Annotated in this window: 24 protein-coding genes and 3 tRNA genes; 17 read left to right on the forward strand and 10 right to left on the reverse strand. The window is 34.2% G+C overall.

Features of this window, described 5'->3' with window-relative positions:
• Positions 1-59 precede the first annotated feature (59 nt).
• From SLW70_RS05185 to SLW70_RS05215, 7 genes are all read left to right on the forward strand, one after another.
• The gene (locus tag SLW70_RS05185; protein ID WP_320890987.1) at positions 60-614 is read left to right on the forward strand and encodes a 30S ribosomal protein S16; all 555 of its coding nucleotides are present in this window, start codon (positions 60-62) and stop codon (positions 612-614) included.
• A 13-nt stretch (positions 615-627) separates the two neighbouring features.
• A complete protein-coding gene (gene rimM, locus SLW70_RS05190; protein ID WP_320890988.1) occupies positions 628-1,152 on the forward strand; it encodes a ribosome maturation factor RimM in 525 nt (174 codons plus the stop codon).
• Between the two features lie 170 nt (positions 1,153-1,322).
• Positions 1,323-1,676 (forward strand): four helix bundle protein, encoded by a 354-nt coding sequence (locus SLW70_RS05195; RefSeq protein WP_320890989.1) that lies wholly within the window; start codon positions 1,323-1,325, stop codon positions 1,674-1,676.
• 177 nt (positions 1,677-1,853) lie between these two features.
• Complete coding sequence (locus SLW70_RS05200; RefSeq protein ID WP_320890990.1) at positions 1,854-2,567, forward strand: tRNA1(Val) (adenine(37)-N6)-methyltransferase; 714 nt, start codon at positions 1,854-1,856, stop codon at positions 2,565-2,567.
• 235 nt (positions 2,568-2,802) lie between these two features.
• The gene (gene trxA / locus SLW70_RS05205) at positions 2,803-3,120 is read left to right on the forward strand and encodes a thioredoxin (RefSeq protein WP_320890991.1); all 318 of its coding nucleotides are present in this window, start codon (positions 2,803-2,805) and stop codon (positions 3,118-3,120) included.
• Between the two features lie 137 nt (positions 3,121-3,257).
• A complete protein-coding gene (locus SLW70_RS05210; protein WP_320890992.1) occupies positions 3,258-4,184 on the forward strand; it encodes a DUF58 domain-containing protein in 927 nt (308 codons plus the stop codon).
• A gap of 87 nt (positions 4,185-4,271) precedes the next feature.
• A tRNA-Asp gene (locus SLW70_RS05215) sits at positions 4,272-4,345 on the forward strand.
• A 284-nt stretch (positions 4,346-4,629) separates the two neighbouring features.
• On the opposite strand, the gene SLW70_RS05220 is transcribed toward SLW70_RS05215, so the two are convergent.
• On the reverse strand, positions 4,630-5,583 hold the full coding sequence (locus tag SLW70_RS05220) for a transposase (RefSeq protein ID WP_320891742.1): 954 nt from the start codon (positions 5,581-5,583) through the stop codon (positions 4,630-4,632).
• Positions 5,584-5,596: 13 nt separating this feature from the next.
• Positions 5,597-5,959: a transposase gene (locus SLW70_RS05225; protein ID WP_320888229.1), complete on the reverse strand. Its 363-nt coding sequence runs from the start codon at positions 5,957-5,959 to the stop codon at positions 5,597-5,599.
• 107 nt (positions 5,960-6,066) lie between these two features.
• Between SLW70_RS05225 and SLW70_RS05230 the strand changes: the two genes are divergently transcribed.
• A tRNA-Asp gene (locus SLW70_RS05230) sits at positions 6,067-6,140 on the forward strand.
• Positions 6,141-6,273: 133 nt separating this feature from the next.
• Here the strand turns inward: SLW70_RS05230 and SLW70_RS05235 are convergent.
• A tRNA-Phe gene (locus SLW70_RS05235) sits at positions 6,274-6,346 on the reverse strand.
• A 99-nt stretch (positions 6,347-6,445) separates the two neighbouring features.
• On the opposite strand from SLW70_RS05235, the gene SLW70_RS05240 reads away from it, so the two are divergent.
• The 6 genes from SLW70_RS05240 to SLW70_RS05265 all read left to right on the forward strand — a co-directional run bounded on the left by SLW70_RS05240 (position 6,446) and on the right by SLW70_RS05265 (position 12,684).
• Positions 6,446-7,180, forward strand: coding sequence for a type III pantothenate kinase (locus tag SLW70_RS05240; protein ID WP_320890994.1), 735 nt, complete (start codon positions 6,446-6,448; stop codon positions 7,178-7,180).
• Complete coding sequence (locus SLW70_RS05245; RefSeq protein ID WP_320890995.1) at positions 7,173-8,393, forward strand: hypothetical protein; 1,221 nt, start codon at positions 7,173-7,175, stop codon at positions 8,391-8,393. The genes SLW70_RS05240 and SLW70_RS05245 overlap by 8 nt, the downstream gene beginning before the upstream one ends.
• A gap of 28 nt (positions 8,394-8,421) precedes the next feature.
• Complete coding sequence (gene lptC, locus SLW70_RS05250; protein ID WP_320890996.1) at positions 8,422-8,976, forward strand: LPS export ABC transporter periplasmic protein LptC; 555 nt, start codon at positions 8,422-8,424, stop codon at positions 8,974-8,976.
• 46 nt (positions 8,977-9,022) lie between these two features.
• Positions 9,023-9,217, forward strand: a complete 195-nt coding sequence (locus tag SLW70_RS05255; RefSeq protein ID WP_320890997.1) for a hypothetical protein — start codon at positions 9,023-9,025, stop codon at positions 9,215-9,217.
• A gap of 3 nt (positions 9,218-9,220) precedes the next feature.
• Complete coding sequence (locus SLW70_RS05260) at positions 9,221-10,480, forward strand: hemolysin family protein (RefSeq protein ID WP_320890998.1); 1,260 nt, start codon at positions 9,221-9,223, stop codon at positions 10,478-10,480.
• 107 nt (positions 10,481-10,587) lie between these two features.
• Positions 10,588-12,684, forward strand: a complete 2,097-nt coding sequence (locus tag SLW70_RS05265) for a peptidylprolyl isomerase (protein WP_320891000.1) — start codon at positions 10,588-10,590, stop codon at positions 12,682-12,684.
• 115 nt (positions 12,685-12,799) lie between these two features.
• Here the strand turns inward: SLW70_RS05265 and SLW70_RS05270 are convergent, their stop codons facing one another.
• Together SLW70_RS05270 and SLW70_RS05275 are read right to left on the reverse strand one after the other, a co-directional pair.
• Entirely contained in the window at positions 12,800-13,726 is a 927-nt protein-coding gene (locus SLW70_RS05270) for a GYDIA family GHMP kinase (protein ID WP_320891001.1), read from the reverse strand.
• A 258-nt stretch (positions 13,727-13,984) separates the two neighbouring features.
• Positions 13,985-15,301 (reverse strand): hydroxymethylglutaryl-CoA reductase, degradative, encoded by a 1,317-nt coding sequence (locus tag SLW70_RS05275; RefSeq protein WP_320891755.1) that lies wholly within the window; start codon positions 15,299-15,301, stop codon positions 13,985-13,987.
• A 330-nt stretch (positions 15,302-15,631) separates the two neighbouring features.
• Here SLW70_RS05275 and SLW70_RS05280 point away from each other — a divergent pair, with 330 nt between their 5' ends.
• From SLW70_RS05280 to SLW70_RS05290, 3 genes are all read left to right on the forward strand, one after another.
• Positions 15,632-17,806, forward strand: coding sequence for a S9 family peptidase (locus tag SLW70_RS05280; RefSeq protein WP_320891002.1), 2,175 nt, complete (start codon positions 15,632-15,634; stop codon positions 17,804-17,806).
• Between the two features lie 149 nt (positions 17,807-17,955).
• Positions 17,956-19,716: a peptide MFS transporter gene (locus SLW70_RS05285; RefSeq protein ID WP_320891003.1), complete on the forward strand. Its 1,761-nt coding sequence runs from the start codon at positions 17,956-17,958 to the stop codon at positions 19,714-19,716.
• 45 nt (positions 19,717-19,761) lie between these two features.
• Positions 19,762-20,226: a thioredoxin family protein gene (locus SLW70_RS05290; RefSeq protein ID WP_320891004.1), complete on the forward strand. Its 465-nt coding sequence runs from the start codon at positions 19,762-19,764 to the stop codon at positions 20,224-20,226.
• Between the two features lie 223 nt (positions 20,227-20,449).
• Here SLW70_RS05290 and SLW70_RS05295 read toward each other — a convergent pair whose 3' ends face one another.
• The 5 genes from SLW70_RS05295 to surE form a co-directional block, all read right to left on the reverse strand.
• Positions 20,450-22,474 (reverse strand): ComEC/Rec2 family competence protein, encoded by a 2,025-nt coding sequence (locus SLW70_RS05295; RefSeq protein WP_320891005.1) that lies wholly within the window; start codon positions 22,472-22,474, stop codon positions 20,450-20,452.
• A gap of 229 nt (positions 22,475-22,703) precedes the next feature.
• Positions 22,704-23,180, reverse strand: a complete 477-nt coding sequence (locus tag SLW70_RS05300; RefSeq protein ID WP_320891006.1) for a C40 family peptidase — start codon at positions 23,178-23,180, stop codon at positions 22,704-22,706.
• Positions 23,181-23,309: 129 nt separating this feature from the next.
• Entirely contained in the window at positions 23,310-24,422 is a 1,113-nt protein-coding gene (gene lpxB / locus SLW70_RS05305; RefSeq protein WP_320891007.1) for a lipid-A-disaccharide synthase, read from the reverse strand.
• Positions 24,423-24,480: 58 nt separating this feature from the next.
• Positions 24,481-24,753 carry a hypothetical protein gene (locus tag SLW70_RS05310; protein WP_320891008.1) on the reverse strand — a complete coding sequence of 91 codons (273 nt, stop codon included), beginning with the start codon at positions 24,751-24,753 and terminating at the stop codon, positions 24,481-24,483.
• Positions 24,746-25,525, reverse strand: coding sequence for a 5'/3'-nucleotidase SurE (gene surE, locus SLW70_RS05315; RefSeq protein ID WP_320891010.1), 780 nt, complete (start codon positions 25,523-25,525; stop codon positions 24,746-24,748). The genes SLW70_RS05310 and surE overlap by 8 nt, the downstream gene beginning before the upstream one ends.
• Positions 25,526-25,723 lie beyond the last annotated feature (198 nt).

Raw genomic sequence — 25,723 nt, forward strand, 5'->3', positions numbered from 1 at the left:
TATATCTTTGCGCCCTCAATTAACAGAGGTCGAGTACCTCAAAATTTAATCATAAGATTATGTCAGTAAAAATTAGATTACAAAGACACGGTAAAAAAGGAAAACCTTTTTACTGGGTAGTAGCTGCAGATGCACGCTCAAAAAGAGATGGTAAATACTTAGAGAAAATCGGTACTTACAATCCAAATACTAACCCAGCAACTATCGACTTAAACCTTGATAGCGCAGTAAAATGGCTGCACAATGGTGCTCAACCAACTGATACTGCAAAAGCAATCCTTTCTTACAAAGGAGCTTTATTGAAACACCACCTTGATGGAGGAGTTCGTAAAGGAGCCTTAACTCAAGAACAAGCTGATGCAAAATTAGCTACTTGGTTAGAAGCAAAAGCTGGTAAAGTTGATGCTAAAAAAGACGGTTTATCAAAAGCGCAAGCTGATGCTAAAGCTAAAGCTTTGAAAGCAGAACAAGAAGTTAACGCAAAACGTTTAGCTGCTGCTGCTCAAGCAGAAGCTGATGCTATTGCTGCCGCTGCACCTGCTGAAGAAGTTGCCGAAGTAGAAGCTTCATCTGAAGAGGCTGCTGAAGAAACTAACGAAGAAACTCAAGCTTAATTTACTTGCGATAATGCGTAAAGAAGATTGTTTCTATTTAGGTAAAATCGCTAAAAAATTTAGTTTCAAAGGGGAAGTTCTAGCCTATCTAGACACGGACGAACCTGAGTTATACGAAAACTTGGAATCAGTGTTTGTTGAATGCAACAGACACTTGATTCCTTTTTTTATTGAAAACTGTTCACTTCATAAAAATGATTTCTTACGAATTCGTTTCGAAGAAGTAAACTCCGAAGAAGATGCCGATGCTATCATAGGCAACGGAATTTACCTTCCTTTAAATATGTTACCCAAACTTAGCGGTAACAAATTTTATTTTCACGAAGTTATAGGATTTGAAATCGAAGATCAACGTCTAGGCGTTTTCGGTATCATCCAATCTGTAAACGATACAACAGCTCAACCACTCTTTGAGGTATTAAACGGAAATGTCGAAATTTTAATCCCAATGATTGACCATTTCTTGGTTAAAGTAGATCGTGAAAACAAAAAAATCATCATGAACCTTCCGGAAGGACTTGTTGAGATGTACCTGTAAAAGGAGAAATTCCAATATTTTAAAATTCCAAATTCCAAAAACGTCACGAAAATTCTAATCACTTATAATAGAAATTTCAAAACGAAAAAAGTAAATTTTAAGTTCTATCATTTTTATATTAAGTAAGAAAAATGCTTTTTTTATTTAAATTTGATTTAAACTTTTTATTTATGGAGAAGCCGTATAACTTAGAAGAAAGAACTTTTTTGTTTGCAAAAGACTGTAGATTCTATATCAATAAATTACCAAAAACTATTTCAAACATTGAAGATGGAAGGCAGTTAGTTAGGTCTTCTGGTTCTGTTGGTGCTAATTATATTGAAGCCAATGAAAAGCTCGGGGATAAAGACTTATCGTTTCGCTTGAAGATATCCAGAAAAGAAGCAAAAGAATCGCGATATTGGCTTCGATTGTTACAGGAGTTAAACCCTGATTTGAAATCAATTTCAGAAGAATTGCTTTTGGAAGCCGAAGAATTGCGAAAAATTATTTCGGCAATCATTACCAAAACAACAAAGCAATAAAATTCCAATATTTTAAACACCAAAACCCAATTGTTTTCTGAGTATTTAATCTTTGGTACGTTTGTTTTCTTTAATTTTGAAATTTAAAACGAGTATTGAAATTTGGGTTTTAAGCTTTGGAATTTACCCCCTGCTCTTGGAATTTGGAATTTAAAATATTGGAATTTCTTTTTAATTATGTCTACATTTAATTTTAAACAATTCACCATTCATCAAGACCGCTCTGCCATGAAAGTAGGAACAGATGGCGTATTACTAGGCGCTTGGGCTCCTATTGATCATCATCCGTTTAGCATTTTAGATATTGGTGCAGGAACAGGGCTTATTGCGCTAATGCTGGCACAACGGTCAAATGCAGAGCAAATTGATGCTTTGGAAATTGACGAAGAAGCATACGAACAAGCCGTTGATAATTTTGAAAATTCTCCTTGGGGTGACCGATTGTTTTGTTATCATGCGGGTTTGGACGAATTTATGGATGAGCCAGAGGATGAGTATGATTTGATTGTTTCTAATCCGCCGTTTTATAATGAGGATTACAAGTCAAAGGACGAACAGCGGGATATGGCGCGTTTTCAGGATGCTTTGCCATTTGAAGATTTGGTTGAAGCTGCTGATTTGTTGTTGTCTGAAAATGGTATTTTTGCAGTGATTATTCCGTTTAGTGAAGAGGAGCGTTTTGTGGCTTTGGCTAAGGAATTTGAATTATATCCAATGAAAATCACCCGTGTAAAAGGAACACCGACAACCATCACCAAAAGGAGTTTGCTGGCTTTTTCTCGAAATGAGGATGTAAAAGTTGTTGTTGATGAATTGATTATTGAAATAGCAAGACACGATTATACGGAGGATTACGTGAATTTGACTAAGGATTTTTATTTGAAAATGTAGGCCCTAGCCCTGATAGAAGTGAAAATCCTTGTGGCGGGGGATTTATCCCGCCACAAGATTGTAACGGATAGCAGGAACTAGCTCCTAATAATAATTATCAATGCATAAATAGTTAAATCTAATTTAACAATAGTGTTTGGTTTATTTTAAATTTCTAAATTTGTAATCGAGTTAAAGAACTCAATCATTTTTGTCCCTGAAGAAGTGCAGGGCTAACTTTAAAAAAAGATATAGTATGGCATTAGCAATAACAGATGCTACTTTTGACGAAGTAGTTTTGAAGTCAGACAAACCAGTTTTAGTAGATTTTTGGGCAGCTTGGTGTGGGCCATGTAGAATGGTAGGTCCAATCATCGATGAATTAAGCAACGAATACGAAGGTAAAGTTGTAGTAGGAAAAGTAGACGTAGATGCCAACCAAGAATTTGCTGCAAAATACGGAGTGAGAAACATACCTACGGTATTGGTTTTTCATAACGGAGAAGTTGTAGGTAAGCAAGTAGGGGTAGCTCCAAAACAAACTTACGCAGATAGTTTAGACGCTTTGTTGTAATCGTAAGATTATGATTTATATAAAAAAGGTTTGGCGCTAGTCAAGCCTTTTTTTGTGGTTTTAATTTTCTTCACTATTAAGGTGTTAAGTTTATTGACATGTAAATTTGCGTAGAAACTTTTTTATATATTTGAGAGATGAAGATTGAAACACAATTAGAGAAAATTGCGAGTTTCCAGCATTTGGATTTGCTGGCAAATCAGATTGTTGAAGGTTTTATATCAGGAATGCACAAAAGTCCGTTTCATGGTTTTTCGGCTGAATTTGCTGAACATAAACTCTACAATTTAGGTGAAAGTACGCGATATATTGACTGGAAGTTATACGCTAAGACCGATAGATTGTTTACCAAGCGGTTTGAGGAAGAAACAAACTTGCGTTGTCATATTATTGTTGATAATTCGTCCTCTATGCATTATCCAAAATTGGAATCGACTCAAAATTTTTACGAAAATAAAATTGGGTTTTCTGTTTTGGCATCAGCTGTACTGATGAATCTTTTAAAGAAACAACGCGATGCAGTAGGCTTGAGTGTGTTTTCGGATCAATACGACTATTACGCGCCTGAAAAAGGCAGTGACAGGCATCATCGAATGGTGTTGCATGTATTAGAGGATCTGTTGAAGCAGCCTAAGGTTAAAAAAACAACTAATACAATTTCGTTTTTGCATCAAATAGCAGAGAAAATACATCGTAGATCGATGATTATTCTATTTACGGATATGTTTCAGCATGAAGATGAGGAGGCTTTGTTTAATGCTTTGCAACACTTAAGACATAATAAACATAAAGTAGTTTTATTTCATGTTATTGATGATAAAACCGAGCTTCATTTTGATTTTGACACAACGCCCCGAAAGTTTGTGGATGTAGAAACAGGCGAAGAAGTGGCTCTTTTTGCTGAAAATATTCAAGAGGCATATGAGAAGGAGGCGGAAAGTTATTTTAAAAAGCTAAGTTTGGCTTGTGCTCAAAACCGAATTAAGTACGTCCCTGTTGATGTGAGAGAGAGTTTTGAAAAGATTTTACTTGCTTATTTAGCTGAAAAACAAAACTTTGGATAAGTGTCGTGAAATAATTTGAAAAAAAACAATAAAAAGGCTTGCGGAAATGAAATTCTATTGTATCTTTGCCACCGCAATAACGCAGTAGGTTTGGTAGTTCAGTTGGTTAGAATACATGCCTGTCACGCATGGGGTCGCGGGTTCGAGTCCCGTCCAGACCGCGAATATTGGGAAAGCCTTTCAGAAATGAAAGGCTTTTTTTTCCAATAAACGGTACTTAAAATAGTTGTGTTGTTGATCAGACTAGTTATCTGATCTTCGGGTTTAGTAGTTAGACCAATGGAAAGCTTTTCACTTTATTTTGAATTTATTTCAAAATTTAGGGAATGGCTTTTTTGATTTTAGGGCATTACTGTTTGAGTGTTTTGTAAAAATTTTAGAGAAATAGAAAAAGTACTTGTAGAAATGAAATGGATCAATCCTAAAACCTGTGGAGCGACAAAAATTAAGCATAAATATTAGTTAGCCTAAAAAGGAAAAACTCAATGTTTCTAACTCCTCTAAACTGCGACCTAAAAGCTTTTATTTTGGCATTGAAGGATTCTGCCGAAGCATTAGTACTTCTGTTGTCAAAATAGTTTAATATGTTTTGATAATGATTGGTTATGGTTCGAGATATTGTGTTGAAAGACTTAAATCCTGATTGATTTACTTTTTCATGCCATTTGGCCAGTCTAGTAAAAGCAATTATTTTATCAGTTGTGTTTTCAAAGATATTGCGTAAGTCTTGTGTTAGATTGTATGCTTTATGAATATCGGGATATAAATTGAATAATAAGTCCGCACGTTCTTTTTGGTTCTGAGACCATTTTGATTTGTTTTTGTATAAAAAATAACGACTCCTAGCTAGTAGTTGTTTGAGGGTATCGCCGTTGGTTAATATTTTTGGTTCATACTTCGTTTTGCTGCTTTTAGCTTGTTCCATTGCTTCGTTTTCTTGGTCTATAGCTTTCCATCGGTGTTTAATTCTGATCTCTTGCAAAGCTTCAGTGGCAAGTTTTTGAACATGAAAGCGGTCGGTCACTTGTATTGCTTTAGGAAAACATTTTTTAGCAATTAATCCCATATTACCAGCCATGTCCAATGTTATTTCATTAACTAGGTTTCGTTGTTTAAGAGGGATTTTTTCAATAATTGCAATTACTGTTTCTGCTTTTGTTCCAGCAACCATCGCTACTATAGTGCCTTTTCTACCGTTAGCAGCTTTGTTTGTTAAAACGGTGTAAAGCTCGCCATTAGAAAGAGAGGTTTCATCAATAGATAACCGTTTTCCAATGTTTTCAGGAAAAATAAGCCATTGTTTCGCATGTGCTTTTTGATTCCAGATTTTAAAATCACTTAAGAAATCCTTGTATTGATATAGTAGGTTTTTGCCTTTGACACCATAGAAAGAGGCGATAGCATTACAATCATTAGGCTTTGAATCTATTGATTTCTTTTAAAAAAGACGCAAACTCCTGTGTTACCCGAGTTCCGTCTGCTACTAAATTCCAATCTCTAAATACAACTTGTCCAGTATCTTCGTTAAGCCATCTTCTACGAGTAATGTGTAGGTACACTTGATGTCCACGTATTGGAAAATCTTGAACAGTTATCTCATCAAAAAAACCTTTTGAACTTAATTTGTTTTGACGGTATTCTTTTGGAATCGAATTAATCTCTTTTAAGTATAAATGAAGAATTTCTTCACCTTTTTCATAAGAAGTAAGTTCAAAATAATCAACGATAATTTCTGGCAACAATAACTTGAGAAGTTCAACTAAGGAATCTTTCATTTGCATTTAATTTAAAACACAAATATCGAAATTTAATATTTCCCCACAACTTTTTGACTTGATCCAATGAAATTCTATTGTATCTTTGCCACCGCAATAACGCAGCAGGTTTGGTAGTTCAGTTGGTTAGAATACATGCCTGTCACGCATGGGGTCGCGGGTTCGAGTCCCGTCCAGACCGCGAATATTGGGAAAGCCTTTCAGAAATGAAAGGCTTTTTTGTTTTTTTAAAACTTTTAGATTTGATTTTAAATTTCTTGTAAAAACAAAAAATCCCTGAAGCCTCATTTTATAAAGGATTAGGGATTTTTTTGTGGTACCTCCAGGGATCGAACCAGGGACACATGGATTTTCAGTCCATTGCTCTACCATCTGAGCTAAGGTACCGTGCTTATTGCGAGTGCAAATATAGGATGTTTTTTAGTTCCACCAAAACAATTTTAAAAAAAAATCAATTCGTATCTTCGCCAAATCAAAATTTGAATCATGGTTTTAACAATCGACATAGGGAATACTCGAATTAAAGGTGCTGTATTTGAGTGTGATATCCTCATTGAGCAGTTTGTTTTTGAGAAAAAAGAGCTCCAAAAAAAAATTGAAAATATTTTTCAAAAGCATCAAAAAATAAGTGATTTGGTAATTGCTTCGGTTGGAAATCTATCAAAAAGTGATTTTTTAGCGTTTGAAAATAGGTTGAAAGTGCATTTTGTATCGCATAATGATGCTTTTCCATTTATTAATAAATATGAAACGCCTCATACTTTAGGAATTGATCGTATGGTATTGGCTGCTGGAGCTGTTTTGAAGTATCCAAAACAAAATCGATTGGTTATTGATGCAGGAACTTGTATTACCTATGATTTTATTGATGCAGCTGATAATTATTTGGGTGGGGCAATAACACCAGGCTTAAATTTAAGATATAAAGCATTGAATGATTATACGTCTAAGCTACCATTGCTGGAATTGAAAACTCCCAAAGGAGTGATTGGAGATTCGACGGCAGAATCAATACATTCAGGAGTTGTAAATGGATTGGTATATGAAATAGATGGTTTCATAGATAAATACAAGCAACTGAGTTTAAACTTTATCATAATTTTAACTGGTGGTGATGCAGATTTTTTGGCTAAACGATTAAAAAATACCATATTTGCCAATTCAAATTTCCTTTTAGAGAGTTTGAATCAAACTTTTCAATATAAAATCAAAAATGATTAAAAAAATAGTAACCAGTCTTTGTTTGTTTTTAGGGCTTTTGTCTTTTGCTCAAGAAGGTTCGTCTTCGCCTTATTCTTTTTATGGTATTGGAGAAGTTCGGTTTAAAGGAACTGCTGAAAATCGTGCGATGGCTGGTATAGCAGTAGAACAAGATAGTATTCATATCAACTTACAAAATCCAGCAAGTTTTGCCAGTCTAAAGTTAACTTCTTTTACATTGGGTGGTACTTTCAATACGTCAACTTTAAAAACAGATTCAAAATCTGAGAGTGCTCAACGCAGTACTTTGGATTATATGGCTGTGGGATTGCCATTGGGGAAATTTGGAGTTGGTTTTGGATTGATTCCTTATTCATCTGTAGGGTATAAAATAAGAAAATTCACAGATGAAAGTTCGACTACCGGGTCTACTTACACTAGTACAGGTGGGGTGAATAAAGTTTTTTTGGGATTAGGATATAAGTTGAGTTCTAAATTAAGTATCGGTGCTGATGTTAATTATAATTTTGGAACTATTGAAGTTATAAATTCTCAGTTGATTGAAAATGTTCAATCAGGTACTCGTGAGACCAATTCGGCAAAAATGTCTGGGGTTAATTTTAATATTGGTACTATGTATCAAGCTAAATTGACTAAGACGCTGAATTTTTATAGTAGCTTGAACTATACTTTTGCAAATGATCTAAATTCTGAGAATTCAAGAGTTATTGTAACATCTTCAGAATCTGTGACTGTTGAGCAAGCGGATAGAACATTGCCTTTTGCCTCTAAAGTGAGTTTGAGTGCTGGTATTGGGCAGGCCAAAAAATGGTTATTGGCTGCTAAAATAGCGGTTCAGGGTGCTTCAGATATATCAAATAGTTATAATGATTTGTCTAATGTGAGTTATGAAAGAGCTGAAAGTTATAATGTAGGAGGTTATTATATTCCAGATTATGCTTCTTTTACAAATTACGCTAAGCGTATTGTATATAGAGGGGGATTGAAGTTTGAAAAAACGGGCTTAGTAGTTAATTCTGAATCAATAAATAATTTAGGTTTAACATTAGGATTAGGGATGCCTATTACAGGTACTTTTTCGAATATTAATATTGGTTTTGAATTGGGTAAAAAAGGGACAACATCGTCAGGACTTATTCAAGAGAATTATGCTAATATAAGTGTAGGTTTATCACTAAATGATAAATGGTTTGAAAAACGTAAGTTTAACTAAAGCGTTTTTTATTCGTATCTTTTAATCTATGAATTTTTTTAAAAAAAATAGTCCTATATGTGTAGTCACAGTCTTTGCTGTGACTCTATTTTTTGGGTGTGAAAGTAATTTCAAAGAAGTTCAAAAAAGTAATTACTCCGACTTTATACCCGGTGGGGATGCAGATAAGGTCAATTTGAAATATACCGATTCAGGTTTGATTAAGGTGATTTTGGTAAGTCCCAAAATGTTGGATTATTCAAATGTTGATTTTCCTTTTACCGAATTCCCTAAAGGGATTGACCTGACACTTTATGATGATAAAGCCAAGACGACTCGTATAACTGCAAACTACGCAGTCTCATACGGACAAACTAACATTATAGATCTTCAAGGTAAGGTTAAGATTGTTTCCCAAGAAGGTCAGACAATGGAAACGGAACAGTTGTTTTATGATCAAAAGAACGAATGGTTTTTTACTGAAAAAAAGTTTAAATTTACCGATATCAAAGGAGTTTCAAATGGTCAAGGAATAGACTTTAGTAAAGACTTTAAAATTATTAATTCTCAAAAAATAACAGGCGAAGTCGAATCTGAGGAGTAGATGCAGAACTTTGCACGTTTTAAAAAATAAATAAATACCATTCTATATGAATTACTTAAAATATACACAATACGTTTATCTAGTTTTTGCGGTTTTCTTTATTTATGAAGGAATCTCAAAATGGAATGAATCTGAAGATAAACCTTGGTTGCATTTTATGATTGCGGCTATGGCTGTTTTTATGTTTTTCTTTCGTAGAAAATTTGCCAATAAATTTAACGACCGAAATAAAAAATCGTAATCCATGGAAATTAGTATTATAATATTGTGTTTAATACTAAGTGCATTTTTTTCAGGGATGGAGATTGCATTTATCTCATCTAATAAGATTTATTTAGAAATAGAAAAAAAACAAAATAATTTTCTTTCTAAAATCCTGACTAAACTTACTGAAAAGCCTTCAAAGTTTATTGCAGCTATGCTTATTGGTAATAATATAGCATTGGTTGTTTATGGATTTTTTATGGGAGATTTGTTGATTGAATATATTAGTACTTTGGGCTATTCCTTGTCTAATCTTTCCAGTATGTTTTTGCAAACTCTTTTGTCAACTCTGTTGGTTTTAATTACTGCAGAGTTTTTGCCAAAAGTTTTTTTTCAAATTTATGCCAACTTTTTAATTAAGTTTTTTGCCATACCAGCATATGTTTTTTATGAGTTATTTTATTTTATTTCTTCATTTTTTATCTGGATTTCCGATTTTATCTTAAAACGTTTTTTTAGGACAGAAGGCGATCAAGTCCAGTTGTTTTTTAGTAAAGGAGAGTTAGGAGATTACATCACGGAGCAGATGAGTACGGTTGAAGATGATGAAGAAGTAGATTCTGAGATTCAGATGTTTCAAAATGCTCTAGATTTCTCAAGTGTCAAAGCGCGAGATATTATGAGTCCTAGAACTGAGATTGTAGCGATTGATTTATTTGATTCGATTGAAGAATTGAAAGAATTGTTTATAGAAACGGGCTATTCGAAGATATTGGTGTATCAAAATTCGTTTGATGATATTGTGGGGTATGTGCATTCGTTTGATTTGTTTAAAAAACCAAAAAACATAAAAAGCATCATTATCCCAGTTGAGTTTGTTCCTGAGACGATTTTCATCAAAGATGTTATGGATTTGTTGACCAAGAAACGAAAAAGTGTTGCAGTCGTTATTGATGAATACGGTGGGACTTCAGGAATTATTACAATAGAGGATATTGTTGAAGAGCTTTTTGGTGAGATTGAAGATGAGCATGATTCGGATGAGGAGTTGATTGAAAAGGAGTTAAAAGAAGGGGTTTATTTATTCTCTACCCGATTTGATGTAGAATATTTGAATCAGACCTATAAGTTGAATATTCCTGAAAGTGATTCTTATGGAACCTTAGGAGGATTTATAGTCAATCATACAAGTGACATTCCTCAACAAGGCGATGTAATCGTCATTGGAGACTATCATTTTGTGATTGAAGAGGCAACAAATAAAAAAATTGAATTAGTAAAATTGACGCTTAAAGAATAATTTTTTTTATTCTAGCAATTTTTTTCTAAAATAAAAGGGTACAATTGTAAATATTAATCATATAATTGTATTTTCGCAAACTGAATACAAAATAAATAATAATAAAAATGGCAGTTTTATCAAAAATTAGACAACGTTCCGCCTTAATGATTGCAGTTATTGCATTAGCTTTATTTGCTTTTATCATTGGTGATTTATTCAAAAGTGGTAGCTTCAGTAGTACTTCCAAAGATGTAGGAAGTATTAATGGAAAGGATATTTCATTTGAAGATTTTAGAATCAAAGTAAGCAATGTTGAAAAAGGAGGACAAGGAATATCTTCAACGGCTGCAGCTAATAGAGTTTGGGAAGAAGAAGTGTCTATCGCTTTGTTGAGTACTGAATTCGAAAAATTAGGTTTAAGAGTAGGTGAAAAGCATTTACTTGAAGTTTTGAAATCAGATCCAAATATTGGACAAAATCCTCAGTTTTTAAATGCTGCTGGAGTTTTTGATATTGCTAAATTTAAAGAGTTTTTCAAAGCTAATCCAAGTTTAGCTGAAAGCTTAAAAGAAAGAGAAAGAAGTGCTGATTTGAATGCAAAATTTCAAATTTATACTACTTTGGTTAAAGCGGGAAGTTATACTACTCAAGCTGAAGGGAAATTACAATACGAAATGGAATCTGATAAAGTAAGCTTTGCTTATGTTGCAGGTTTGTTCTCAACAGTTAAAGATAGTGATGTAAAAGTTACGGATGCTGAAGTTCTTGATTATATGAAGAAAAACAAGAAAAAATTCAAGTCTGAAGAAACTCGTGAAATTGAATACGTATTGATTGAAGATAAAGCTTCAAAAGAAGATGAGGCTGAAGTAAAAGCTAAAATTACTGGATTGTTATCTGGTAGTGTGGTTTATAACCAAGCAACAGGAAAAAACGATACTTTAGCTGGATTCAGATCAGCTAAAAACATTGCTGAGTTTGTAAATTCAAATTCGGACATTCCTTATGATTCAACTTATATTGCTAAAAATCGTTTGCCAGCTGTTGATGCTGATAAATTATTCAACTTAGCTCCAGGCGAAATTTATGGTCCTTATGTAAATGGTGGTTACTACTGTATTTCTAAATCTTTTGGAAAAAAATCAGGAGTTAATGCTAAAGCAAGTCATATCTTAATTAGTTATGAAGGGACTCAAGTTCCAAACCAAAAAGAAAAAAGAAGTAAAGATCAAGCAAGAGCTAAAGCTGAAAGTATCTTAGAACAAGTAAATGCTAATCCAGAAAGTTTCATGATGTTGGCTTATACTAGCTCTGATGATTCATCATCACAACAAGGTGGTGATTTAGGATATTTTGGTCCAAACCAAATGGTAAAACCATTCAATGATTTTGTATTCAATAATTCAATTGGTAAAGTAGGTTTAGTTGAAACTGACTTTGGTTTCCATATCATTAAAGTAACTGACAAACAAGACGGTGTTCGTTTGGCAACTATCGCTCAAAAAATTCAACCATCAGAAGCTACTTCTGACAAAATATTTACACAAGCTACTCAATTTGAAATGGGAGCGGCTGATAAAGATTTTTACCAAGTTGCCAAAAGTATGGGGCTTACTGTGAATCCTGCAGTAGCTGTAAAAGCAATGGATGAAAGTTTTGGAGGATTAGGAAATCAAAGAGCTATTGTAAGATGGGGATTTGAAGACGACTCTAAAGTAGGTTCAATAAAACGTTTTGAAGTGGCTAATGTAGGTCACGTTATCGCAAGAGTAAAAAGTATTGATGATTCTGGTTTAGTTGCTTTGAGTCAAGCAAAACCTTATGTAGAGTCTATCTTGAAAAACAAGAAAAAGGCTGAATTGATTAAAGCTAAAATGACTGGAACTTCAATTGAAGCTATTGCGAAAGCAGTTGGTGCGCCAGTACAACAAGCTACTGATGTAACAAAAGCAAATCCTATGTTGGATAATGTAGGTCAAGAGCCAAAAGTTGTTGGAAATGCATTTGCTCTATCAGCAAATAAATTATCTGCACCAATTGAAGGGAATATGGGTGTTTATGTTGTAAAAAACATTAAAACAGTTAAGGCTCCTGCAATAAAAGATTTTTCGTCTTATGTAGCTCAATTAAAAGCACAATCTGCTAATGATGCTGGAAGAGCATTACCAGCATTGAAAGATGTTGCTGAAATAAAAGACAATAGAAGACAATTTAATTTCTAATCTTATTTAGTAATTATTAATTTCAAAAAAAATCCGATACAATTTGTATCGGATTTTTTTGTTTTAATACAATTGGTACTTTCGTAACAAATAAGTGATTGCCTTTTGGAGTTTTTTATGATTTGGAATTTAAAATCAACTCTTCAAAAGTGAAAATAGTTTCATAACCTTTTGCGTTAAAATAGGTGCTAGGGTTTTCATTTGAAACCACCATTATAAAATCACCACCCCAAGCACCAAGGCTTTTGATGCTTCCTTTAAAGTCAGAAAAAAGTAATTCTTTTACAGTATTGTTTTCTAAGATGAGGCTCATTCTTGCTTCGTGTTTTTCAATAGCAGTCCTAAAATTTTCTACAGAGGTTGCTTCGAGAACTTCTAGTGTTATTTGGTTGTTTTTAGCAATATTTCTATCTAAGTTATGATGTTTGTTGCTATTGTAATTCGCAATTGCCGTTTTACTACTTTGTTTTTTATTGAGGTAGACAAAATAGATTTGGTTTGTAAATTCAGGATTGAATGTTGTTTTTTCTATAATAGGTTTTCCTTCTTCAAGATGATAGATAATTGGACCATTGTTTTTAGCACAAGCGATATCATAACCACTACCGCCAAAACTAGTATTTAGCAATTCAAAAGCATCAATATCCAGCCATTGTGCAATATTATTGATAAGTGTAGAGGAGGTTCCCAATCCCCATTTTCTAGCGAAAGTCAATTGGGTGGTAATATTGTATCCTTTATCTTTAGTTAGGAAATTATTGTTCTTGAGATAGGCTTGGTATAGTATCGTAATTAAAGTGTTTCGAACTGTTTCTGTTTCATTTGGGATGTAATCAGTTATTTCACTAAATAAAATCGTGTCTTCAAACCAAATACTGCCATCTGCATCCTGGCTTTTCCAGTTTATTTTTTGCTTTTCGCCATCTTCAATGATTAGGTTTTGCCCTAATTTAGTTGGTAAGGCAAAAGCATTGGCACCATCCAAAACAAGGTATTCTCCTGTAATCAATAGTTTTCCGTTGCTGTAAAAGGTTTTTTTCATGGAATACAATCCTATTTATAGTTTTTTGTTTGACCACAAATTTCACAAATTAACACAGATTATTTTATTGGAAATATAAATTAGTTTATTGTTAGTTCGAGTCCTTTGGCTTCGCTCAGGACAGGCTAAAGTCGAGAACCAGTAAAGTATCTCGAATGCGCTCGATTTGACAAAATAATTTAACTTATATATAGGTCTTAACGGATATAGTTAAGATTGATGAATTTGTGATAATTTGTGTAATTTGTGGATACTTTTTTATTTCCGTAAACTTTCGATATAGTTGACTACTGCACTATGGGAAACGACATGGTGCTTAAAGTATTTGCGAACTTCATGACTTTCTTCTTCATTTGCTTCAAATTGATTCAATATGTTATTCAAATGCATTTTCATATGTCCTTCTTGAATTCCAGAAGTCGTTAAGGAACGCAATGCGCCAAAGTTTTGAGCCAAACCGGCAACCGCTACAAATTGCATTAATTCTTCGGCAGATGGGTTTTCTAGCATTTCTAAGGATAGTTTTACCAATGGATGTAAGCTTGTCAAGCCCCCAACCGTTCCTAAGGCCAATGGTATTTCTAACCAAAAAGAAAAAATTCCGTTTTCGATTTTAGCGTGAGATAAACTAGAATACTGTCCTTTATGTGCAGCATAGGCGTGAACTCCCGCTTCGACAGCGCGGAAATCATTCCCTGTAGCAATCACCACAGCGTCGATTCCGTTCATGATTCCTTTGTTGTGCGTTACGGCTCGGTAGGGTTCTACTTCAGCAATTTGTACAGCTTGTACAAATCGTTCTGCAAACTCTTTAGGATTTGGAATGTGTTTTTCTTCTAGGTCTTCAATTGGGCAAGATACCTCGGCACGTACGAGACAATTAGGGACATAGTTTGAAAGTATGCTCATGATGACTTCAATTTCTTTTTCAGTTTCTGAAAATAAATCGAAATTTTGTGCTTCTTCTTTCAGCGTTTTTGCAAATTGCTCCAAACATGAATTGATGAAGTTAGCACCCATACTATCTTTTGTTTCAAAAGTCACATGCAATTGATAGTAATTATCAATTAAATTGGTTTTATCTCTCAATTCAATATCTAATATACCACCACCACGTTTTTGCATGTTGGTAGTAATGCTATCGGTGTCAGTGAAAAATTTGGCTTTGGTTTGGATGAAAAATAAATCAAGTTTGGATTCATCTCCTTTGTAAAGAAAATGAACTTGACCTATTTTTTCCGTGTTAATCACTTTGGTTTTGAATCCGCCACGAGTGGACCAGAACTTTGCCGCTTTGGAAGCTGCTGCCACAACGGAACTCTCTTCAATCGCCATCGGAATGGTATTGTATTTGCCATTGATTAAGAAATTAGGCGCAACACCAAGGGGAATATAAAAGTTAGTAATCGTGTTTTCAATGAATTCATCGTGGAGTTTCTGAATTTTTGCATCCGAATTCCAGTATTTCTTTAAAAGAGAAATGGCTTCATTTGGAGTCGAAAAATAAGCGTCAGCAATCCAGTTTATTTTGTCTTCTTTGGATAATTTTGAAAATCCTGAAAAAGGTTGATTCATTGTCAAGGTGTTATGTTGTAAATTGCTGCAAAGATACATTTTTAGCTGTTTTATTTTTGATTAAAAGAAACTCTTTCGATATTAAATAAGGTTAAAAGTTAACCACAAATTGGACAAATTATCACAAATTTGAAGACTGTAAAATTAAATTACACTAATTTTATCTGCCTTAGGCAAATTGGACATGAAAAATGGCAATAATTTTAATGCGTTTAAACAAGTATAGTTTTTTAAAGCTATGTTTCATTAAAGTTAGTGTAGCGCCTTTGCCTTAAGAAGAACTATGAATCTATGTGTTTTAAAAAACATTTAAAATTTAAAATATTATTTATGGCAAATCGTCGGTTTTTGGGAATGTTTTTGTTCTTGGGTCTTTCCCTATTGGCGCAACAAAAAATAAGTGTTGAAGATATTTATAGTGGTGTTTTTCGGGAAGAAGGAATGATGGAATTGCAATCGTTAAAGAAAACAAACCAATACACCGTATTGAATGAGGATGAAAATAATCCAAGCATTCAAATCAATTTGTATGATTTCGCTAGTTTAAAAAAAGTAGCTACTTTATTTGATACCAAGAATTACAGTCGTTTACCTCGAATTGAAAGCTATTCCTTTGATCCTTCGGAAAAGTTAATTTTAATGGCTGCAAATAAGCGTTCCATTTACCGTCACTCCTTTACTGCGGATTACTTTCTATATGATATTGCTAAAAAACAATTATCAAAATTATTTGATTCCCCTGTTCAAGAACCTACTTTTTCTCCCGATGGGAAGAAAATCGCTTTCGCAAAAGCGAATAATCTTTATGTATACGATTTAACGTCCAAAACCACAACGGCAATCACTACTGATGGCAAGAAAAACGAAATTATCAATGGGATTTCGGATTGGGTGTATGAAGAAGAGTTTTCTTTTGTTCGTGCTTTTGATTGGAGTACTGATAGTAAAAAAATTGCCTATATCCGTTTTGACGAAAGCAAAGTGCCTGACTATTCGATGGTAGTTTATGGCAAGAATTTGTATCCTTCGATAGAAACCTTCAAATACCCAAAAGCTGGTGAGCAAAACTCAAAAGTGTCTTTACATATTTACGAATTGGCATCGGCTCATTCAACAAAAATAAACTTAGACCACTACACTGATTTTTATATACCTAGAATTAAATGGACGAATGATGGTGCTGTATTGTCGGCCAAAATCTTAAACCGTCATCAAAACAATTTGGATTTACTATTTATCGATGCTCAAACAGGAAATACAAAAGTTGTTTTGAATGAAAAAAGTAAAACCTTTATCGATTTTGTAGATACTGACAATTTGAGTTTTCTTACGGATAATCGTTTTGTTTGGACGAGTGAGAAAGATGGTTTTAATCATATTTACTTGTATGATAAGGCAGGGAAATTAATTAACCAAGTCACCAAAGGAAATTGGGAAGTCACCAAATTTTATGGTTTTGATGAAAATGCCAATACAGTGTTTTATGAATCGGTGGAAAAAGGCTCTATTTATCGTGATGTGTATCGCATTGGTTTGGATGGGAAGAATAAAGTTTGTTTGACCAAAAAACTAGGAACTAATAAAGCGACTTTTAGTCCTAATTTTCAATATTTCATAAATGATTATTCAGCTGCTTTACAACCCTCAGTTTTTACATTGAATGAATCGAAATCCGGGAACGAATTGCAGTTGATTGAAAATAACCAAATGTTATTGTCAAGTTTGAAAGGATATGATTTGCCTTCAAAGTCTTTTTTTACCTTAAAAACAGCCAAAGGAAACGAATTAAATGCTTGGATGATTAAGCCTAAAAATTTTGATGCTACTAAAAAATATCCAGTTTTAATGTATCAATATTCAGGACCAGGTTCCCAACAAGTAAAAGATTCATGGAATAGTTATGACGATTATTGGTTTATGATGCTAGCGCAACAAGGGTATATTGTGGCTTGTGTGGATGGCAGAGGAACTGGTTTTAAAGGTGAAGCTTTTAAAAAGGTAACCTATAAAGAATTGGGAAAATACGAGGTTGAAGATCAAATTGATGCAGCTAAAGTTTTGGCTTCTTATCCTTATGTTGATGGGAGTAGGATTGGAATCTTTGGATGGTCGTATGGAGGTTTTATGGCATCGAATTGTATTTTGAAAGCAAATGAGGTTTTTAAAATGGCGATAGCAGTTGCTCCTGTGACCAATTGGCGTTTTTACGATACTATTTATACCGAAAGATACATGCAAACCCCACAGGAAAACCCAACGGGTTATGATAACAATTCGCCTCTTAATTTTGCTTCTCAGTTAAAAGGCAAATATTTACTCATTCACGGAAGTGCTGATGATAATGTACACCTTCAAAACTCGATGCAAATGTCCGAAGCTTTGATTCAGGCCAATAAACAATTTGATTCCCAGATATATCCAGACAAGAATCACGGCATTTATGGTGGAATGACCCGAATTCAATTGTATACTAAAATGACAAATTTTATCAAAGAGTCTTTATAATCTAATTTTTAAATTAAATTTACGACTCAACTATAATAATTAGACACGAATTGCACTAATTTTTATCGGCCGACGGCAGATTCGTGGAATTTAAATAATTTGTGTTTCGTGTCAATTTGTGTAAAATATAAAATTTAATATTCCATTTTATGATTCAAAATACATCAGAAGATCAATTTTTTAAAAACCCAGTATTAGGACAGCCTGCAGGATTGTTCGTTTTGTTTTTTACTGAAATGTGGGAGCGTTTTTCGTTCTATGGAATGCGAATATTATTGATTTTGTTTTTGACGGCTTCTATAACAGGAGATAATCCAGGTTGGGGGTGGAATGCAGAAAATGCAGGTTCGTTATATGGAACTTATGCGTTGTTGTTATATATCACACCCATTTTTGGAGGAATCATTGCCGACAGGTATATTGGCTATAGTTGGGCGGTTGTTGTAGGTTCGATTATAATGACGTTGGGGCATGTTGCCATGTTTTTAGAAACACCTTTTATGTTGTATGTGGGATTGGGCTTACTAGTCATTGGAACAGGTTTTTTCAAACCAAATATGACTTCGATTTTGTCTGAGATGTACAAAGAATATCCTGATAAAAAAGACGGAGCCTATACTATTTTTTATATGGGAGTAAATGCTGGTGCGTTCTTTGGGATGATGCTTTGCGGGTATTTGGCTTCTAATTTAGGATGGCGTTGGGGTTTTGGTTTAGCAGGTATTTTTATGTTATTGGGAACGCTTCAGTTTTGGATGGCAAAACCTTTGTTTGGAAGCGTAGGTGATGTGCCAACCAAAGAAAAAAGAGAAGCCGCAATTGCAAAAACAGACATTTCAAACAATCCTGAAGATACACCAAATCCTTATACTCTTATCGATTATTCACTAATTGGGATTAGTACGATAATTGGATTGTTATACGCTTTCAATGATCCAGTTTCTAAAATTGGAGGTTTCGATCTTTTTGATTTTACAGTTTGGGGACTTGATGGTTCTGTTTTTGTTGTGCTTGTGGGATTGGCATTGTTTTTATATTTGGTTATCTCTCGTTTGTTACGCTATACTACGGTTGTTAGAGACAGAATGATTGCCGTAATCATATTTGCATTCTTTACGATATTCTTCTGGATGGCTTTTGAACAAGGAGCCTCTTCATTAGTGATTTTTGCACGTGATAATGTGGATAGAACGTTAGTAGGAACTTCTTTGACGGTTTTTAATACGATTAATACGTTATTGACCGTTGTTCCTTTGGTGATTATTTCATGGGTTTTGTTTTTATTGGCAAAACAAACTTGGAAAAAGATTACTGCTTCCAATATTGTTTTGGCAATAACCTTCGTTATAGTATGGGCAATTTCACTATGGATGTTGAATAACGAGTTTAGTAAAGACTCTTCAGAAATTGACCCGAGTTGGTTTTCTATTTTGAATTCCTTTTTTATTATAGCTTTGGCTTCTACGATTTCAAAACTTTGGGATAGTAAATACAATCCATCAGCAGCGGTTAAGTACGGATTGGGTTTAATCATTATGGCAATCGGTTTTGGATTGTTGGCTTATGGTTCTTATGGTGTGGCTACTGGTGTCAAAGTTTCGATGCTCTGGTTGGTTTTGGCATATTTATTTCATACGCTTGGGGAATTATTTTTGTCTCCAGTAGGGCTTTCCTATGTATCCAAATTAGTTCCAGCAAGAATGATAGCCTTTATGTTTGGGATGTGGTATCTAGCGATTGCTATTGGGAATAAATTGGCAGCAGTACTAGGCGGACAAATTGAAAATATAACTAATGCCTATTCGCTATCGACTTTCTTTTTAATTTTTACGATTGTTCCTACCGTGGCGGGTTTGTTAGTAATTGCATTAAATCCTCTTATGAAAAAGTTAATGCACGGTGTAAAATAGAATTAAGGCATTATATTTGTTTAATTGTTTAGAAAAATCAAGAAGATGAAAAAAATAGTACTAGCGTTTCTTATCCTATTTACGGTAAGTAGTCAAGCACAAGAATTAAAATGGCATACAAATATCAAAGATGCGATTGCGGTAAGCAATAAAGAAAAGAAACCAATGATGTTGTTTTTTACGGGAAGTGATTGGTGTGGTTGGTGTATTCGTTTGCAAAAAGAAGTTTTGTTGACACCTGAATTTAAAGCTTGGGCAAAAACAAATGTAGTTTTAGTCGAACTAGATTTTCCACAAAGAACGCCACAATTACCTGAAATCAAACAACAAAACGCTGAATTACAACAAGTTTTTGGAGTGCAAGGGTATCCAACAGTATTTTTTACGAATGTAGAAAAAAATAAAGATGGTAGGTTGAATTTCATCGCCTTAGGAAAAACAGGTTATGTTGCTGGAGGTCCTAAAGCTTGGTTGGCTGAAGCCAATGGTTTTTTGAAGAATAAAATATAAACGATTATTTTATATATAGTAAAATCCCTTTTCAGCTTTGAAATGGGATTTTTTTTTGGAATGAAGTGAACAGCAGATGACTTATACATTAAAGATGTTGTTGACCTTGGAAAGGTCAAATGTTTATAGAAAAACGGTTAGCAGATTTGTTCGACCCCGTTGGGGTCGTATATCATGCTATTAAATCTATTCTATAAACATTGAAATCCTCTGGATTTCTTTTTTAATGAAGTATAAAATATCCTTTTTCCGCGGTGGCGTGGAAAGGGATTTTTTGTTTTTCACAACTTTGTTTCCATGCTTTTTGGATGGTTTTGTAATTGGTAGCATCGGCAACTACGATTTTGGGTTGGGTGGTTTTGATAATGCGTTCTAGATTGATTGGGGGCGATTGCGTTAAAACCAGAATATCGGGACGACTGTTGGGTGGATAAACACCAGTACTATCCAGAATTAAGATTTTGTTTCTATTAAAATAAGTGAAGTTGTTGATTTTGGAGGTGTTTTTTAGTTCGCTAAAGTTACCAACTAGGTATGATTGAATATTGTTGCGACTTGCAAGGCTGTCTTGGGTGAAAGCGGTAATTTGTTTGCCAATTCGTTGAGTAATTAAGCTATTGTAGTTTTGGTTGAACACAATCCATTCTTGTCCGTTTTGTATTTCCCATTGCGTTTTGATATGTACCAATTGAAAGCTGATGATTGCAATTAACGCCCATACCAGACGGTTAAATTTTGGTTTTTGGAACCAAAGTGTTATCGTTATGATGCACAAATAAGTGCTTAGTAAAAGATAAATATTGAAAGGGATGTCTTGAAGGACAAAGGATTTGAAGGATGCGATCCAGTTGATGACTTGATTGAGCCCATAAATACTCCATTCGAAAGGTTTGATGATAAAAGTAGGTGTAATATGAAAAGCAGCCAAAATCATGACGACAATTCCATAAATCATGATGATAGTTAAACAAGGAATCACAATAAGGTTAGTAATGAAAAACAACCCTGGAAATTGGTGGAAATAATATAAACTCAGAGGCAATGTTCCAATTTGTGCGGCTATTGAAACACTCATAATTTCCCAACCAGCTTTTAGGATTCGGTTTTCAGTTTTCCAAAGACTTACAATTAAAGGCTGTAGCCAAAGAATGAAAAACAAGGCGATATAACTCAGTTGAAATCCTACGTCAAACAGAAAATAAGGTTGGAATAGTAAGATTAGAAAGAGAGAAACGATTATGGTGTGGTAAATGTAAGTACTGCGACGGAGGTAGTAGCCCACGGCGACAAACGAAAACATAGTCACAGCTCGAACTACTGATGGTGCTAATCCTGCGATTAAGGCAAAAAGAGATAATAAACCAATTGTGAGTGCTAGTTTTAAAAACGCTCCTTTTTTAGTATTGGGAATGGGTTTTAAAACAAAGTTTAAGAATAGTAAAATGAATCCAATATGGAGTCCTGAAACGGATAAGATGTGAATGGCTCCCGCAAATTGGTAATCTTGCATGACCTCGCGTGAGATGTCTTGTTTTTGTCCAAGGATGAGTGCGACAGCAACATTCAATTCTTTGGGATTGAAATCTGCTTGTTCCAAATTGTGGATGATAGTCGAACGAAGTTTAGCCGTGTAGTAATTAAGGTCTTTGTGAACAACGGGACTCACAAGGTGGTTCTTGTTATTCAAATAGAGTTGGCTGTAGATTTGTTTGTTTTCTAAATATTTTCCGTAGTCAAATTGATTGGGGTTGAAGGGAATTTTATTTCGGATTAATCTGCCTTTGATGAGTAGTTGCGCTCCTATTTCGAGTTTTTGAATTGCAATTTCTTTAGGTGAGTTCAATAAGATTTTGCCCGTAACAATACTGTCGTTGATGGTAGAAACAGTTGCTATATAACGGTCATTCTTAGTAGTGCTTTTTATTTTTTCTTGAATGGTTACCGCAATTAAATTCTCGGTTTCAAAGTAATTTGAATTATGGGTGTAATGGTTGTTTTGATTGGATTCGTTATGCGTGACTAGGCTAGTTGAACCAATGGAAAACGATAGGAAGAAAGTCGCTAGACCGAAAAATATTCCTTTTTTTGAGCTGTTTTTTTGGAACAAATAGCTAATAAGGAAAACCGAAAAACAGATAATAATCATTCCAAATCCCTCCGTAATACTGGGTTTGGAATAAAAAGCGAATAGGATTCCGAGAACGAATCCAATCACAACTCGGGTTAAAGGGAATTGCAGTACTTTCATAATTCTAAAGTACTAATTTTCTGAATATAATCGTGGTCATTATTCTTTTTTTGATCAGAATAAGCTTTGATATATTTCAAATAAGCTTTGATTTAATCAAACTCTTTTAGAGTATCATCAATTTTTAAAATCTGCGAATATCTGCTAAATCTGCGTGCTTTTTTTTTACGCAGATTTAGCAGATATTCACAGATGAGTGTCTAATAGTAATTTATAAAATTCTCGTTTTTTATTCTAAAACTCTATTCAGTTGAGTGAAACTTTTTTGATAGTAGGATTCCTTAGTCGAAGAAATGATGACCCCTCTTGAAGTAGAGGAGTGAATGAATTTTATTTCATCATCGTTAGCCTCGGTTATTATCCCAACATGATTGATGCGGGAACTGTTATTGGTTTTAAAGAAAATTAAGTCTCCTTTTTGCGCTTTAGAAGTATTTTTCCCTAAATCAATTCCAGTTTTGGCTTGGTCATAGGAAGTTCTTGGAAGTTTGATGTCAAACTGTCCAAAAGTGTTGTAAACCAGTCCAGAACAATCGAAACCAGCTTTAGTTGTACCTGCCATTTTATAAGGTACACCAATGTTTTCTATCGCAGTATCTATGATTTGGTCGGCTAGTGTGTTACTTTTTTTAGTAACAATTTTCGAAGTCGATTTACAAGAAGCGAATAAAACTATGCAAAGGAGGATGGGGATAATTTTTTTCAAAAGAGCGTTATTAAGATTTAACCACAAAGTTTTTTTAACCACAAAGTGCACAAAGTAGACACTAAGGTCACTAAGCTTTTTTAAACACAAATTTTCTGTGATAATCTGTGCAATCTGTGTTTTGAAAATTTATTTTTTTAATTCTGTTACAATTAACCTAGCCGTTTTTTCGCTTGCACCTTCACCACCTAATTTTTGTTCTAGCAAGTCGTATTTTTCAAGCAAGCTCTGGCGATACTGAGGCTCTAGGATTTTTGTCAATTCCTTTTTGATGTTAGCGGTGTTTAAATTGTCTTGAATCAATTCTGTTACGACTTCTTCATCCATAATCAGGTTGACAAGCGAGATGTATTTTAAAGTAATGATGCGTTTTGCAATTTGGTACGAAAGCCAACTCCCTTTATAGCAGACAACTTCAGGAACTTTGAATAAAGCGGTTTCTAGTGTTGCTGTTCCAGAAGTTACTAGCGCTGCGGTTGCGTTTTGTAACAATCCGTAGGTTTTATTCGAAATGAATTTGATATTTTTCTTAGATATGAACTGTTCGTAAAACGAATATTCTTGACTTGGAGCACCTGCAATGACAAATTGATAATCAGGAAAGTCATCTACAACGCTAAGCATCACCGAAAGCATTTTGGTGATTTCTTGTTGTCGGCTTCCTGGTAATAAGGCGATTATTGGTTTGTCGCTTAATTGGTTTTCAGTTTTGAAAGTGGCTGTGTCAATTTTAGGACGTTGCGCAATGGCGTCGATTAAAGGATGGCCAACGTAGGTTACCTCATAATTATATTTTTCGTAAAAGGGTTTTACAAAAGGCAATACCACATACATATGGTCAATGGTCGCTTTAATGGTTTCGACTCTCCCAGCTCTTGAGGCCCAAACTTGTGGACTGATGTAATAAAAAGTTTTGAATCCAGCTGGTTTGGCCCATTTGGCAATTCGGAGATTGAATCCAGAATTGTCAATAAAAATCAAAGCATCGGGTTGGTAAGCGGCTATGTCCTCTTTGCATGTTTTGATGAAGCCAAGGATTTTAGAGAGGTTTTTGATAATCTCACCAAATCCCATAAAGGCTCTGTCTTTGTAATGCGAAACAAGATCGCCACCAGCTTCTTTCATCAAATCGCCTCCCCAACAACGAACCTGAGCGTCTTTATCTTGTTTCAAGATTTCCTTGATCAAATTAGAACCGTGCAAATCGCCTGATGCTTCTCCAGCTATGATATAATATTTCATTCGTTATGAATATGTGAAAGTTGGGATAATAACTAAATTCAAAAATAATGATTTGTTTTTATAGAAATAAAGTTAAAATGGTCATTAGAATAATCGAGAAAACGATACCTCTTGCTATCATGTCTTTTTTTACTTTTAATAAAAGCGCAAAAACAACCAAATTAAGGATAGAGCCTAAAGTAATAATTTTACCTAAGTGTCCTTTTTGTTGCATGACTTGGATACCTGTTATAAAGTCCCAATCAGTAAAAAAGGTAATAAAGATAAAACTACCAATAAAAGTGCTTATAAAACCAAGTAGTATACCTAAAAGTAAATGGCTTTTATTCATTCCAGTTCCAAGTGTTTAATTGTTGTGTGGCATGATGAGCAGTCAAATCAAATTGTACGGGTACAATAGAGATGTAGCCATTGGATAAGGCCCATTCGTCAGTGTCTTCGCCTTTGTCTTCGTTTACAAAATCACCAGTGAGCCAGTAGTATTCCTTACCAAAAGGAGAAGTACGTTTGTCAAACTTCTCTACCCATAAAGCTTTGGCTTGACGGCAAATTTTAATGCCCTTGATTTCGTCTCTTTTTAATTTGGGTAAATTGACATTTAAAACCACATCTTTAGGGAGTTTTTTTTCTAAAACTTCAATTGTTATTTTTTTGATAAATGGTTTTATTTCTTCAAAATTAGCATCCCAATTGTAGTCCAAAAGCGAAAATCCAATAGCAGGAATGCCTTCGATACCTGCTTCAACAGCGGCACTCATGGTTCCTGAATAAATGACGTTTATCGAGGAATTGGAGCCGTGATTGATGCCCGAAACGCATAGGTCTGGTTTTTTTTTCAAAATTTCATTAACTCCCAATTTTACACAGTCTACAGGTGTCCCAGAGCAGCTGTATTCTAGTATTTCTGCTCCTTCTTTTGATGTTTTATTTAGATACAAAGTACTGTTGATTGTGATAGCGTGCCCCATAGCACTCTGAGGTTTGTCTGGAGCAACAACTACAACGTCTCCAATTTCGGACATGACAGCAATTAGTGTTCTTATTCCAGGTGCTGATATCCCGTCATCATTTGTAACTAAAATTAAAGGTCTCGAATTATTCATGGTTTTGTTTTTCTATCTTGTTTTTGAATGGAAAAATAATCTAAAGCTGTTATTTTCTTCGAATAAACAAAGGAAACGAATTTTCTTGATTTCGTTAGTGAAAGCTGAAACAAAAAACATTTTTATATCTTTAACAAAAAATTATGTAAGCTTTACCGATGATGGCATAGTTTTTCCTTTAACTTAGTTTAAAAATTT

The sequence above is a fragment of the Flavobacterium sp. NG2 genome, assembly GCF_034119845.1.
In the GTDB taxonomy this organism is placed as follows: Bacteria; Bacteroidota; Bacteroidia; order Flavobacteriales; family Flavobacteriaceae; genus Flavobacterium.